This window comes from Mycobacterium canetti CIPT 140010059 (genome assembly GCF_000253375.1).
Classification (GTDB): domain Bacteria; phylum Actinomycetota; class Actinomycetes; order Mycobacteriales; family Mycobacteriaceae; genus Mycobacterium; species Mycobacterium tuberculosis.
In genome coordinates, this window is the sequence record NC_015848.1 from 1,396,315 (window position 1) to 1,409,474 (window position 13,160).

Consider the following 13,160-nt stretch of genomic DNA (forward strand, 5'->3'; position numbering starts at 1 on the left):
CCTAATGCTAAGGGATAGCGAAGATCCCCGCGATCATGTAGACCAGCAGGGTCGCGATGCCAATCACAATGCCGGCCACCGCCAGGCCGTAGCCTTCTTCGCGTGTCTGCTTGATCTGGTTGATGGCGATCGCGCCGAACACGATGCCCACGATCGAGCCGATGCAGCAAAGCACACCGACGAGCGCCGAGATCAGTGAGACGAGCGCCATGGTGTTCATGCCGGGCTGCGATGGGCCGTAGCCGTCTAGGTAGCCCGGCTCCGGGTAGTAGCCGCCCGGAGATCCACCGTATGGCGGAGGCATGGGCGGGTATGGTATGTCGCCGTAGCCTGCTGAAGATGTGCCGGGGGGTGGATATCCGGGCGGCGCATAGCCCCCGGGTGGCATCGGCGGTGGATAGCCGGTCGGATACCCGGGCTGGTAAGCAGGCGGGTAACCGGACGGCGGATACGCCGGGGGCGGGTGGTTGGCCATCGGCGAAGATGCCGGCGGCGCCCAAGGAGCGTCAGCAATGGGCTGTTCGGGGGGCCGCTCACCGACCGGAGGCGGTCCACCCGCGGCGTCGTGCGCACTCTCGCCAGAGGAGCCGCTGGGAGCCGTCATGGTGATCAACCTATCCCGGCAACGATGCTCGCCGTTCGGTGGGCCTCGGTCGCTCGCGGGTTGAGTGGATAGTGTGCCGGGAGTAGCTGGACCTGACTGGACATGAAACGATGGCGCTGAAAAAGGGGGGCGGAGGAGAATGAGAACCGATGACTAGCCCATTCCAGCCCAGACAGGTTCCCGGTTCAACACCCGCCGCCGCAGGTGCGGGTCGACGTGGTGTGCCCGCATTGCCCACCCCGCCGAAAGGTTGGCCAGTCGGGTCGTATCCCACCTATGCCGAGGCGCAACGTGCGGTCGACTATCTATCCGAACAGCAGTTCCCGGTCCAGCAGGTGACCATCGTTGGCGTGGACCTCATGCAGGTTGAACGGGTCACAGGCCGGCTGACCTGGCCCAAAGTGCTTGGTGGCGGCGTGCTGAGTGGCGCCTGGCTGGGCCTGTTCATCGGGTTGGTGCTCGGGTTCTTCAGTCCCAATCCATGGTCCGCGCTGGTTACCGGCCTGGTGGCCGGGGTGTTCTTCGGGCTGATCACCTCTGCAGTGCCGTACGCAATGGCTCGCGGCACAAGGGATTTCAGCTCGACCATGCAACTGGTTGCCGGTCGCTACGACGTACTTTGTGATCCGCAAAATGCGGAAAAGGCACGGGATCTGCTGGCGCGTCTGGCGATCTGAAGCCCGGACGAGAGGCAAATGTGGTCATGAGTCGCGGGCGGATACCGAGGCTGGGCGCTGCCGTACTGGTGGCGTTGACGACCGCGGCGGCGGCGTGCGGGGCCGATAGCCAGGGGCTGGTGGTCAGCTTCTACACACCGGCCACCGACGGCGCGACGTTCACCGCAATTGCCCAACGCTGCAACCAACAGTTCGGCGGCCGGTTCACCATTGCGCAGGTCAGCTTGCCCAGGTCCCCCAATGAGCAACGGTTACAGCTGGCCCGACGGTTGACCGGTAACGACCGCACCCTGGACGTCATGGCGCTGGATGTGGTGTGGACGGCGGAGTTCGCCGAAGCGGGGTGGGCGCTGCCGCTGTCGGACGACCCAGCGGGGCTGGCCGAGAACGACGCCGTCGCCGATACCCTGCCAGGCCCGCTTGCGACGGCCGGCTGGAACCACAAGCTGTACGCGGCACCCGTCACCACTAATACTCAATTGCTTTGGTACCGACCAGATTTGGTAAATAGCCCGCCAACGGATTGGAACGCCATGATCGCTGAGGCGGCCCGGCTGCACGCGGCGGGCGAGCCTAGCTGGATCGCGGTACAGGCCAATCAGGGCGAGGGCTTAGTGGTGTGGTTCAACACGCTGCTGGTGAGCGCTGGTGGATCGGTGCTCTCCGAGGACGGCCGGCACGTCACCTTGACCGATACTCCCGCACACCGAGCGGCTACGGTCAGCGCGCTACAGATCCTCAAATCGGTGGCTACCACGCCCGGCGCCGACCCCTCGATCACCCGCACCGAAGAGGGCAGCGCGCGGTTGGCCTTCGAACAGGGCAAGGCCGCGCTCGAGGTCAATTGGCCGTTCGTGTTTGCGTCCATGCTCGAGAACGCGGTGAAGGGTGGTGTGCCCTTCTTACCGCTTAACCGGATTCCGCAGTTGGCCGGCAGCATCAACGACATCGGGACGTTCACGCCCAGCGACGAGCAGTTCCGCATCGCGTATGACGCCAGCCAGCAGGTGTTCGGTTTCGCGCCCTATCCGGCTGTAGCGCCCGGCCAGCCAGCCAAGGTGACGATCGGCGGGTTGAACCTGGCGGTGGCCAAGACGACCCGCCATCGAGCGGAGGCATTCGAAGCGGTGCGTTGTCTGCGTGACCAGCACAATCAGAGGTACGTCTCGCTCGAGGGGGGTCTGCCCGCGGTGCGGGCGTCGCTGTACTCCGATCCGCAATTCCAGGCGAAGTATCCGATGCACGCCATTATTCGGCAGCAACTCACCGATGCCGCGGTGCGGCCGGCGACGCCGGTGTACCAGGCGTTGTCCATCCGGCTCGCGGCGGTGCTGAGCCCGATCACCGAGATCGACCCGGAGTCCACGGCCGACGAACTTGCCGCGCAGGCGCAGAAAGCCATCGACGGCATGGGCCTGCTCCCGTGACCTCCGTTGAACAGCGGACCGCCACCGCGGTCTTTTCCCGTACCGGGAGCCGCATGGCCGAACGGCGACTGGCGTTCATGCTGGTCGCACCCGCCGCGATGTTGATGGTGGCGGTGACGGCCTATCCCATCGGTTACGCGCTGTGGCTTAGCCTGCAGCGCAACAACCTGGCCACCCCGAACGACACCGCGTTCATCGGGCTGGGCAACTATCACACGATCCTGATCGACCGGTATTGGTGGACGGCGCTGGCGGTGACGCTGGCGATCACGGCGGTTTCGGTGACGATCGAATTCGTCTTGGGGTTAGCGCTCGCCCTGGTAATGCACCGCACGCTGATCGGCAAGGGGTTGGTGCGCACCGCGGTGCTCATTCCGTACGGCATCGTCACGGTGGTCGCCTCGTATAGCTGGTACTACGCCTGGACGCCGGGCACCGGGTATCTGGCCAACCTGCTGCCGTATGACAGTGCGCCACTGACGCAACAGATCCCGTCGTTGGGCATCGTGGTGATCGCCGAGGTCTGGAAGACGACGCCGTTTATGTCGCTGCTGCTTTTGGCCGGGTTGGCGCTGGTCCCCGAGGATCTGCTAAGAGCAGCGCAGGTTGACGGCGCCAGCGCCTGGCGGCGGTTGACGAAGGTCATCTTGCCGATGATCAAGCCGGCGATCGTGGTTGCTCTGCTCTTCAGGACCCTGGACGCTTTCCGGATTTTCGACAACATCTATGTGCTGACCGGCGGCAGCAACAACACCGGATCGGTGTCGATCTTGGGCTACGACAACCTGTTCAAGGGGTTCAACGTGGGCCTTGGTTCGGCGATCAGCGTGCTGATCTTTGGCTGCGTGGCCGTCATTGCGTTCATTTTCATCAAGTTGTTCGGCGCCGCGGCGCCCGGGGGTGAGCCAAGTGGGCGTTGAACGGGTGGGCGCGCGGCGCGCCACGTATTGGGCCGTCCTGGACACTTTGGTCGTGGGGTACGCGTTGCTCCCGGTGCTGTGGATTTTCAGCCTGTCACTCAAGCCGACGTCAACGGTCAAGGACGGCAAGCTGATTCCGTCGACGGTGACTTTCGACAACTATCGTGGCATCTTCCGGGGCGACTTGTTCAGCTCAGCGCTGATCAACTCCATCGGAATCGGCCTGATCACCACCGTGATCGCGGTGGTGCTCGGCGCGATGGCGGCCTACGCGGTTGCCCGGCTGGAATTTCCGGGCAAGCGGCTGCTAATCGGGGCTGCCTTGCTGATCACGATGTTCCCGTCGATCTCTTTGGTCACACCATTGTTCAACATCGAACGTGCCATCGGCCTGTTCGACACCTGGCCGGGGTTGATCTTGCCGTACATCACCTTCGCGTTGCCGCTCGCGATCTACACCCTGTCGGCGTTCTTCCGGGAGATCCCTTGGGATCTGGAAAAGGCGGCCAAGATGGACGGTGCAACGCCCGGTCAGGCTTTCCGGAAGGTGATCGTACCGCTGGCGGCGCCGGGCTTGGTGACCGCTGCAATCCTGGTGTTCATTTTCGCCTGGAACGATCTGCTGCTCGCGTTGTCGCTGACCGCTACCAAGGCGGCGATTACCGCGCCGGTGGCCATCGCCAACTTCACCGGCAGTTCGCAATTCGAGGAGCCGACCGGCTCGATCGCGGCCGGCGCGATCGTGATTACGATCCCGATCATCGTCTTTGTTTTAATCTTCCAACGACGGATTGTCGCCGGGTTGACCTCTGGCGCTGTGAAGGGATAGCGCGATGGCCGAGATTGTGTTGGAACACGTCAACAAGAGTTACCCCGACGGTCACACAGCGGTGCGCGACCTCAACCTCACCATCGCCGACGGCGAATTTCTGATCCTGGTAGGGCCTTCCGGTTGTGGCAAGACCACGACGCTGAATATGATTGCCGGGCTTGAAGATATCTCGTCGGGAGAACTGCGCATCGCCGGTGAGCGGGTAAACGAGAAGGCGCCAAAGGACCGTGACATCGCGATGGTGTTCCAGTCGTACGCGCTTTACCCGCATATGACGGTGCGCCAGAACATCGCGTTCCCGCTGACCCTGGCGAAGATGAGAAAGGCCGACATCGCGCAGAAGGTCTCCGAGACTGCAAAAATCCTTGACCTGACCAACCTTCTGGATCGCAAGCCCTCACAATTGTCGGGTGGTCAGCGACAGCGGGTCGCGATGGGCAGGGCAATCGTGCGCCATCCCAAAGCATTCCTGATGGACGAGCCGCTGTCGAACTTGGACGCGAAGTTGCGGGTCCAGATGCGCGGCGAGATTGCCCAGCTGCAGCGGAGGCTGGGTACCACCACCGTCTACGTCACCCACGACCAGACCGAGGCAATGACGCTGGGCGATCGCGTGGTAGTGATGTACGGGGGCATCGCACAGCAGATCGGCACCCCTGAGGAGCTTTACGAACGGCCCGCCAATCTGTTTGTCGCGGGCTTTATCGGCTCGCCGGCCATGAATTTCTTCCCTGCCAGGCTGACCGCGATCGGACTGACCCTGCCGTTCGGTGAGGTGACGCTGGCCCCCGAAGTCCAGGGGGTGATCGCAGCGCACCCGAAACCGGAAAACGTCATCGTAGGCGTGCGGCCGGAGCATATCCAGGACGCAGCATTGATCGACGCGTATCAACGCATCAGGGCGCTGACCTTCCAGGTGAAGGTCAACTTGGTCGAGTCTTTAGGCGCCGACAAATATCTGTATTTCACTACCGAGAGCCCGGCTGTGCACTCGGTTCAGTTGGACGAGTTGGCGGAGGTAGAGGGGGAGTCGGCGTTACACGAAAATCAGTTCGTGGCAAGGGTTCCCGCCGAGTCCAAGGTAGCCATCGGGCAGTCGGTCGAGTTGGCTTTCGATACCGCCAGACTTGCCGTCTTCGACGCCGACTCCGGTGCGAACCTGACCATTCCGCACCGCGCCTAATGGCGGCGAGCGGACACATAAGCCCCCGCCACGCCGAAGGATTTGGAGCTTTTTGCGTCTGTTCGCCGACGCGAAGCTAGAGCCAGTTTCTGTTGCGGAAGACGTGGTAGAGGAACAGACAGATAAGGACCATCCCGCCGATCACTGTCGGGTAACCCCACCTGGAGTCCAGCTCGGGCATGAAGTGAAAGTTCATGCCATAGATGCCCGCGATCATGGTGGGGACCGCGATGATACCTGCCCACGCGGATATCTTGCGCATGTCCATGTTTTGCTGCATGCCGACCCGGGCGAGCGCGGCCTGCACCAGCGAGTTGAGCATGTCGTCGTAGCTGGCGATCTGGTCGGCGGCCTCGGTCTGGTGGTCGGCGACGTCGCGCAGGTAGCGCCGCACTTCTTTCGAAATGAGGTCTTTGCTCTCGGTCTGCATGCGCTGGAATGCGGTCGATAGCGGATTCACGCACCGGCGCAACTCGACCACTTCCCGCTTGAGCAGATAGATCGGTTCGATGTCGAGCTTGCGGCCCGGCGCGAACGCTACTTCCTCGATGCTGTCGATATCGGTCTCCATGAGATTGGTCACCTCGAGGTAGTGGTCGACCACGTAGTCGGCGATCGCGTGCATCACCGCATACGGTCCCAACCGCAAATGTTCGGGGTCGGCATCCATCCGCTTACGCACCTCGGATAACCCGCCGTGTTCGCCGTGGCGGACGGTGACCACGAAATCCTTGCCGACGAAGATCATGATCTCGCCGGTTTCGACGATCTCGCGGGCCAGTACCACCGATTCGTGCGGGACGTAGTTGACGGTCTTGAGGACGAGGAACAGCGTCTCGTCGTAGCGCTCCAACTTGGGTCGCTGGTGCGCGTGCACGGCGTCCTCAACGGCTAACGGGTGCAACCCGAAAACGTCTGCTACGTCCTGCATCTGGTTTTCATCGGGCTCGTGCAGCCCGATCCAGACGAACGCCTCCTGCCCGGTCAGTTCGATCTCGCGCACCTCGCGCAGCGCGGCGGCGTAGGTGTACTTGCCGGGCAGTCGCTGGCCGCAGACGTAGACACCGCAGTCGACCAAGGCTTGGGCCGGTGGCTGGGCAACGGGGTGTGCGTTCGGCGGCTGGGGTCGCGCGACCGGTCGCAGCACTTCGGGCAATGCGTCAAACCCTGGGAACACGTCAACCTCCGATCGCGGTGGATCTGATCGGGCGGTGCTCCAGGTTACGCGTCCCGGTATGGAACTTGGTAAACGTCAGTCGTAGCTGTGGGGGTTGGACCCCAGATGTCCGTCCGGTGCCGGTGCGCTAGTTTCAACCCGAAGCCAAGTCCGTAAGGAGCAGAACCGACGTGAGCGCTAGTCCTCTCAAGGTCGCCGTTACCGGCGCCGCCGGCCAAATCGGCTACAGCCTGTTGTTCCGCCTGGCCAGCGGCTCTTTGCTGGGCCCTGACCGTCCGATCGAGCTGCGGCTGCTCGAGATCGAGCCGGCACTGCAGGCGCTCGAGGGTGTGGTGATGGAACTCGACGACTGCGCTTTCCCGCTGTTGTCCGGGGTGGAGATCGGTTCCGATCCCCAGAAGATCTTCGATGGTGTGAGCCTGGCCCTGCTGGTCGGAGCCCGCCCCCGGGGCGCGGGCATGGAGCGAAGTGACCTGCTGGAGGCCAACGGCGCGATCTTCACCGCTCAGGGCAAAGCCCTCAACGCTGTCGCCGCGGATGACGTTCGCGTCGGGGTGACCGGCAACCCCGCCAACACCAACGCGCTGATCGCGATGACCAATGCGCCCGACATTCCCCGCGAGCGGTTCTCGGCGCTCACCCGGCTGGACCACAATCGGGCGATCTCGCAGCTGGCCGCCAAGACCGGCGCGGCGGTCACCGACATCAAGAAGATGACGATCTGGGGCAATCACTCGGCCACCCAGTACCCCGACCTGTTCCACGCGGAGGTCGCCGGAAAGAACGCGGCCGAAGTGGTCAACGACCAGGCCTGGATCGAGGATGAATTCATCCCGACGGTCGCCAAGCGCGGTGCGGCGATCATCGATGCGCGCGGCGCGTCGTCGGCCGCCTCGGCCGCGTCGGCAACCATCGACGCTGCCCGGGACTGGTTGCTGGGGACGCCGGCGGACGATTGGGTCTCGATGGCCGTCGTCTCCGACGGGTCCTACGGGGTGCCGGAGGGCTTGATCTCCTCGTTTCCGGTCACCACCAAGGGCGGCAACTGGACGATCGTGAGCGGCTTGGAGATCGACGAGTTCTCCCGCGGCCGGATCGACAAGTCGACCGCCGAGTTGGCTGACGAGCGCAGCGCGGTCACCGAGCTCGGCCTGATCTGAGCGCAGGTCAGCCGTGCACTGAGCGGAGCCCGAGTCATCTTGACGTGTGTTTGTCCAGGCATCATGATGACCTGTATGCGCACCACCTTGACGCTCGATGACGACGTCGTCCGGCTGGTCGAAGACGCAGTGCATCGCGAACGCCGCCCGATGAAGCAGGTCATCAACGATGCGCTGCGCAGAGCGCTGGCGCCGCCGGTGAAACGGCAGGAGCAGTATCGGTTGGAGCCGCATGAGTCGGCTGTGCGTTCCGGGTTGGATCTGGCCGGCTTCAACAAGTTGGCCGACGAACTGGAGGATGAGGCGCTGCTGGATGCCACGCGTCGGGCCCGGTGATCATCCCTGACATCAATCTGCTGCTCTACGCGGTCATCACCGGATTCCCGCAGCACCGGCGCGCGCATGCGTGGTGGCAAGACACCGTCAACGGCCACACCCGTATCGGGCTGACGTATCCGGCGTTGTTCGGGTTCCTACGGATCGCCACCAGTGCCCGCGTGCTCGCCGCGCCACTGCCAACCGCGGATGCGATCGCCTATGTGCGCGAGTGGCTTTCGCAGCCGAACGTGGACCTACTCACGGCGGGTCCGCGCCACCTGGACATCGCGTTGGGCCTGCTCGACAAGCTCGGCACAGCCAGCCACCTAACCACCGATGTGCAACTGGCCGCCTACGGCATCGAATACGACGCCGAGATCCATTCCAGTGACACCGACTTTGCCCGATTCGCCGATCTGAAGTGGACCGACCCGTTGCGCGAATAATGACTGCCGCTCTGCCCTCGGGTCAGCCGTTCAGGCCGTGCTGACCGTTGGCGCCGGTAGCGCCTTGAGTACCGGGATCGCCGGGGGCGCCGGGGTTGAACCCGGTCCCGCCGCCGCCGCCCGCGCCGCCGTTGCCGCCCGCGCCGCCGAGGCCCCCGGCCGCGCCGGAGCCGGGGCTGCCCGACTGTCCGAACAGTCCGCCCGCACCGCCGGTCCCGCCGTTTCCGCCGACGCCACCGGCCCCGCCGGCCCCGCCGTCGCCGCCGTTGCCGCCGTCACCGCCGTCGCCGTCCTGGTTGGCCATGCCGTCGGCGCCGATCCCGCCGTTGCCGCCGTTGCCGCCGCTGCCGCCTTGAGCGCCGATGCCCCCGTCGCCCCCGACGCCGCCGTCGCCGCCGGCGCCGCCCGTGCCGAGCAGTAGCCCGCCGCGACCCCCGCTGCCCCCAAAGCCGCCGGCGCCACCAACGTCAGCCGAGGCACCGACGCCGCCGTCGCCGCCGGCACCACCATTGCCCCCGGTGGAGTTGCCCCCAGGAGGATTATCTTGATTGGCATTTCCTCCGGCGCCGCCGGCACCACCGGGAGCGCCGATACCGCCGTTCCCGCCGGCGCCACCGTTGCCCCCTATGCTGTTGCCAGCATTTGCAACATTGGCGCTGCCACCCGCTCCGCCCAGCCCCCCGCCGCCGCCGGCTCCGCCGTTTCCGCCGGCGCCGCCATTGCCGCCGACAGCGTCACCAAAGCCGCTTTGAGCGGCGCCACCGTTACCGCCGGCACCTCCGGAGGCGAAGTTGGCGCCGTCGCCGCCGTCGCCGCCGGCACCCCCGGACACGTCGGTCTGCCCAAGGTTGGTTCCATCCCCGCCTATGCCGCCTGCACCACCGCCCACGCCGGGGTTGACTGCGTTGCTGCCTGAGCCGGCGTCGGTCCCGTTGCCATCGGGTCCGGTAGTGCCGTCGGCGCCATCGGTCGCGTGCGTGACCTGATGGGACACCGGGTTTTGCCCGTTGGCGCCGGCCGCTCCTGCCGCTCCGGCTCCACCCGCCCCCCCGTTGCCCCATAGCCCGGCGTTGCCGCCGTGGCCTCCGTTGCCGCCATTGCCCCCGACCAGGGTGGCCGCCCCACCGTTGCCGCCGAGCCCACCGTTGCCGTATAGCCACCCGCCGTTGCCGCCGGCACCGCCGTTCGCGCCGGGCCCGCCGGCTCCCCCGGCGCCACCGTTGCCGATCAACCCGGCCGCGCCGCCGCGACCGCCGGGCTGGCCTGGGGTGCTACTCGAGCCGCCGTTGCCGCCGTTGCCGTACAACAAGCCACCGTCGCCCCCGTTTTGTCCCGGCCCGCCGTTGGCGCCATCGCCGATCAGCGGGCGCCCCAGCAACAGCTGGGTGGGCCCATTGACCACATCCAGCACCGCTTGCATCGGGGAGGCATTGGCGGCCTCGGCCGCCGCATACGAGCCGGCCGCCGAACTCAGTGCCCGCACAAACTGCTGATGAAATGCCGCCGCCTGTGCGCTCAGCGCTTGATAGGCCTGGGCGTTCCCGGAAAACAGCGACGCGATGGCCGCTGATACCTCGTCGGCACCCGCGGCCAGCAGCCCCGTGGTCGGGGCCTCGGCCGCCCTGTTAGCTGCGGCCAGCGCCGAGCCGATGCCCTCCAAATCAGCGGCCGCGGCCACCAACACGTCCTGCGCTGCAATCAGATACTCCATCGTGGGGCCTCTCGCGTCGACATTGATCGGGTCAGCACGAAGCGTATCCCGTTGCTTGACGGTGCATTGGGTGCTTGCCTGGATCCCCGCGCCAACGGTGCGGATCGGGCCCAGTACCCTCAAGCCCGTGCCAATTGGATCTGCCGCGGTGACTGTCGGCTCAGACACTTCGGTGTGAGAATCATCAGGCTCCTCGCGTTGCTGCTCACCGCCGCGCTTGCCGCTTCCGGCCTGGCTGGCTGCTCGGCCGACGCCGGCGAGCGCCGCCCGGAGTTGGTGGTCGGATCCACGCCGGACTCCGAGGCGATGCTGCTGGCCGCCATCTACGTCGCGGCGCTGCGGTCGTACGGTTTTGCGGCGCACGCCGAAACCGCCGCCGACCCGGTGGCGAAACTGGACTCGGGCGCGTTCACCGTCGTACCCGCTTTCACCGGTCAGATGTTGCAGACCTTGCAACCCGATGCGTCGGTGCGCTCGGATGCCCAGGTATACCGCGCAATCGTCTCGGCCCTTCCCGAGGGCATAGCCGCAGGCGACTACACCACCGCCGCAGAAGACAAACCCGCGTTGGTGGTGACTCAATCCACCGCCAAGGCCTGGGGCGGCGGCGATCTCAGCGAGCTGCCCAGCCACTGCCGCGGGTTGTTGGTCGGGCGCGTTGCCGGCGCCCACACACCCGCGGCCGTGGGACCGTGCCGGCTGCCCGCCCCGCGTGAGTTTCGGAATGACGCAACAATGTTCGCCGCGCTGCGGGCCGGACAGCTGGTCGCGGCCTGGACCACCACCGCCGACCCCGACATCCCCGCGGACCTGATCATGCTGACCGACGGCAAGCCCGCGCTGATCCGGGCCGAGAACATCGTTCCGCTGTATCGTCGCAACGCGCTGACCGAGCGGCAACTGCTGGCCGTCAACGAGGTCGCCGGCGTGCTGGACACCACGGCCCTGATCGAGATGCGCCGCCAGGTGGCCGCGGGGGCCGACCCGGCGGCGGTGGCCGCCGGCTGGCTCGCCGAACACCCGCTGGGACGTTGAGCCGCCACGAGCGTCCGGGTCGACGCGATGACACACCGCGTCGGCCGAACAAGCTTCGGGCGCGCTTTCCTTACCAGCCGTCAGCGCGGGCGGGGTATCAACCGGCCGGTGATGATCGGAAAGATCCGCTGATATCCGGAACCGGTCAGCCGGACCACCAGGTCCAGTACCTTGGCGTCGACACCCACCAACACCCGGGCCTTGTTCTTGGCCACCCCCGTCAGGATGATCTGCGCGGCCCGCTGTGGGCTGAGATGGGCCACCCGCTTATCGAACGTCTCGGCCAGCTCGGCCTGGTCAAGTCCCTCGGCGGCGGTGGCGTTACGGGCGATCGCGGTCTTGACACCGCCGGGGTGCACCGTCGTCACCTTCACCGGGTGACCCGCCAACGCCATTTCCTGGCGCAGCGCCTCGGTAAAGCCGCGGACGGCGAACTTGGCCGAGTTGTAGGCCGCCTGACCCGGCGCCGAAAACAACCCGAACACGCTGGAGATGTTGATGACGTGGCCGTCCCCGGAGGCGATCAAATGCGGCAGGAACGCCTTGGTGCCGTTGACCACACCCCAAAAATCGACGTCCATCACCCGTTCGATGTCCTTGAACTGGCTGACCTCGATATCGCCGGTAAAGGCGATGCCGGCGTTGTTGTAGATCTGGTTCACAGTGCCGAAGTGCTCGTTGACCGCATCGGCGTAGGCTAGGAAGGCTTCGCGTTCGGTTACGTCGAGTCGGTCCGTCTTGACCGGCGTGCTGATCGCCTTTAGCCGGTGCTCGGTGTCTGCCAGGCCGTCGGTGTCGACGTCGCTGATGGCCACCTTGGCGCCCGAGCGGGCCAGCTCGATTGCCAGCGCCTGCCCGATGCCCGATCCCGCGCCGGTGACAACGGCGACCTTTCCGGCGAACCCCTCCATGACGTACCCTCCCTTGTCTCGGCTGCCATCAGGTTAGCCGGTACCCGGGGTACGGCTTAACGTGGCCGGCACGGGTTCATTCGGTAGCTGGCACTGCGACGAGCGATGTGGATGATCTCGACTCGGTGGTGGCCGTCGTCGATGGCGTAGACGACGCGGTAATCACCGCGGCGGGCTGAGTGGAGGCCTTCAAGGTCATTGCGCAGCGGCTTGCCCAACCTATGCGGGTTGTTAAGCAGCGGTCCGAAAACAAACTCGACACATGCGGCGGCGATCTTTTCGGGTAAGCGTTGCAGGTCGCGTGCCGCTGTCGCGGTGATCGCCACGTGGTAGGGATGGTCGTCGCTCACCGCGCGGTGTAACGGTTGCGGATCTCGTCGTTGCTCACGAAGCGCCCTGCGGCAACATCGGCGAGGCCTTCACGAATGGCCTCGCTGGCGCCAGGGGTGCGTAGCACCTCCAGCGTTTCCTCGATGGACGCGAGGTCATCGGCCGAGATCAATACCGCCGCCGGATGACCGTGCCGGGTTATCGTGATGCGCTCGTGTGTCAGCTCAACTTCGGCGACGTACTCAGAGAGGCGATTGCGGACTTCGCCCAGTGGGACAACAGCCATAACCGCGATTGTAGCTAAAAGTATGGCTAAACCCTGTACGCCGAGCATCGGCTTACCGAGCCGAACGCCTCGTCGCTGTTTGATGTCTCCTCGAGCGTTCGGCTGAGCGAACTCAGCCGAACGCCTCGTCGCTGTTTGATGTC

At 65.5% G+C, this 13,160-nt stretch carries 15 protein-coding genes; 9 read left to right on the forward strand and 6 right to left on the reverse strand.

Annotated features, from left to right (window positions below):
- Window positions 1-7: 7 nt before the first annotated feature.
- Window positions 8-604, reverse strand: a complete 597-nt coding sequence (locus MCAN_RS06560) for a DUF4190 domain-containing protein (protein ID WP_003406288.1) — start codon at window positions 602-604, stop codon at window positions 8-10.
- A gap of 149 nt (window positions 605-753) precedes the next feature.
- Between MCAN_RS06560 and MCAN_RS06565 the strand changes: the two genes are divergently transcribed.
- The 5 genes from MCAN_RS06565 to sugC are packed head-to-tail and all read left to right on the forward strand — an operon-like array spanning window position 754 to window position 5,643.
- The gene (locus tag MCAN_RS06565) at window positions 754-1,281 is read left to right on the forward strand and encodes a general stress protein (RefSeq protein WP_003406290.1); all 528 of its coding nucleotides are present in this window, start codon (window positions 754-756) and stop codon (window positions 1,279-1,281) included.
- Between the two features lie 20 nt (window positions 1,282-1,301).
- Entirely contained in the window at window positions 1,302-2,708 is a 1,407-nt protein-coding gene (lpqY, locus tag MCAN_RS06570; protein WP_003898783.1) for a trehalose ABC transporter substrate-binding protein LpqY, read from the forward strand.
- On the forward strand, window positions 2,705-3,628 hold the full coding sequence (gene sugA / locus MCAN_RS06575; protein ID WP_003406295.1) for a trehalose ABC transporter permease SugA: 924 nt from the start codon (window positions 2,705-2,707) through the stop codon (window positions 3,626-3,628). Before lpqY ends, sugA begins: the two co-directional genes overlap by 4 nt.
- Before the next feature lie 4 nt (window positions 3,629-3,632).
- A complete protein-coding gene (gene sugB, locus MCAN_RS06580; RefSeq protein ID WP_003900298.1) occupies window positions 3,633-4,457 on the forward strand; it encodes a trehalose ABC transporter permease SugB in 825 nt (274 codons plus the stop codon).
- A 4-nt stretch (window positions 4,458-4,461) separates the two neighbouring features.
- Entirely contained in the window at window positions 4,462-5,643 is a 1,182-nt protein-coding gene (sugC, locus tag MCAN_RS06585; protein ID WP_014000675.1) for a trehalose ABC transporter ATP-binding protein SugC, read from the forward strand.
- A gap of 76 nt (window positions 5,644-5,719) precedes the next feature.
- Here sugC and corA read toward each other — a convergent pair whose 3' ends face one another.
- Window positions 5,720-6,820 (reverse strand): magnesium/cobalt transporter CorA, encoded by a 1,101-nt coding sequence (corA, locus tag MCAN_RS06590; RefSeq protein ID WP_003406300.1) that lies wholly within the window; start codon window positions 6,818-6,820, stop codon window positions 5,720-5,722.
- Window positions 6,821-6,990: 170 nt separating this feature from the next.
- On the opposite strand from corA, the gene MCAN_RS06595 reads away from it, so the two are divergent.
- The 3 genes from MCAN_RS06595 to MCAN_RS06605 all read left to right on the forward strand — a co-directional run bounded on the left by MCAN_RS06595 (window position 6,991) and on the right by MCAN_RS06605 (window position 8,744).
- On the forward strand, window positions 6,991-7,980 hold the full coding sequence (locus MCAN_RS06595; RefSeq protein WP_003406301.1) for a malate dehydrogenase: 990 nt from the start codon (window positions 6,991-6,993) through the stop codon (window positions 7,978-7,980).
- A gap of 75 nt (window positions 7,981-8,055) precedes the next feature.
- Entirely contained in the window at window positions 8,056-8,316 is a 261-nt protein-coding gene (vapB33, locus tag MCAN_RS06600; RefSeq protein ID WP_003406302.1) for a type II toxin-antitoxin system antitoxin VapB33, read from the forward strand.
- Complete coding sequence (locus MCAN_RS06605) at window positions 8,313-8,744, forward strand: type II toxin-antitoxin system VapC family toxin (RefSeq protein WP_003406304.1); 432 nt, start codon at window positions 8,313-8,315, stop codon at window positions 8,742-8,744. Before vapB33 ends, MCAN_RS06605 begins: the two co-directional genes overlap by 4 nt.
- A gap of 22 nt (window positions 8,745-8,766) precedes the next feature.
- Here MCAN_RS06605 and MCAN_RS06610 read toward each other — a convergent pair whose 3' ends face one another.
- The gene (locus MCAN_RS06610) at window positions 8,767-10,455 is read right to left on the reverse strand and encodes a PE family protein (RefSeq protein ID WP_014000676.1); all 1,689 of its coding nucleotides are present in this window, start codon (window positions 10,453-10,455) and stop codon (window positions 8,767-8,769) included.
- A 174-nt stretch (window positions 10,456-10,629) separates the two neighbouring features.
- On the opposite strand from MCAN_RS06610, the gene MCAN_RS06615 reads away from it, so the two are divergent.
- Window positions 10,630-11,490 (forward strand): glycine betaine ABC transporter substrate-binding protein, encoded by an 861-nt coding sequence (locus MCAN_RS06615; protein WP_014000677.1) that lies wholly within the window; start codon window positions 10,630-10,632, stop codon window positions 11,488-11,490.
- A gap of 80 nt (window positions 11,491-11,570) precedes the next feature.
- On the opposite strand, the gene MCAN_RS06620 is transcribed toward MCAN_RS06615, so the two are convergent.
- The 3 genes from MCAN_RS06620 to MCAN_RS06630 are packed head-to-tail and all read right to left on the reverse strand — an operon-like array spanning window position 11,571 to window position 13,017.
- The gene (locus MCAN_RS06620) at window positions 11,571-12,401 is read right to left on the reverse strand and encodes an SDR family NAD(P)-dependent oxidoreductase (RefSeq protein ID WP_003898788.1); all 831 of its coding nucleotides are present in this window, start codon (window positions 12,399-12,401) and stop codon (window positions 11,571-11,573) included.
- A gap of 56 nt (window positions 12,402-12,457) precedes the next feature.
- Window positions 12,458-12,751 carry a type II toxin-antitoxin system mRNA interferase RelE gene (relE, locus tag MCAN_RS06625; RefSeq protein WP_003898789.1) on the reverse strand — a complete coding sequence of 98 codons (294 nt, stop codon included), beginning with the start codon at window positions 12,749-12,751 and terminating at the stop codon, window positions 12,458-12,460.
- A complete protein-coding gene (locus tag MCAN_RS06630; RefSeq protein ID WP_003406322.1) occupies window positions 12,748-13,017 on the reverse strand; it encodes a type II toxin-antitoxin system Phd/YefM family antitoxin in 270 nt (89 codons plus the stop codon). Before MCAN_RS06630 ends, relE begins: the two co-directional genes overlap by 4 nt.
- Window positions 13,018-13,160 lie beyond the last annotated feature (143 nt).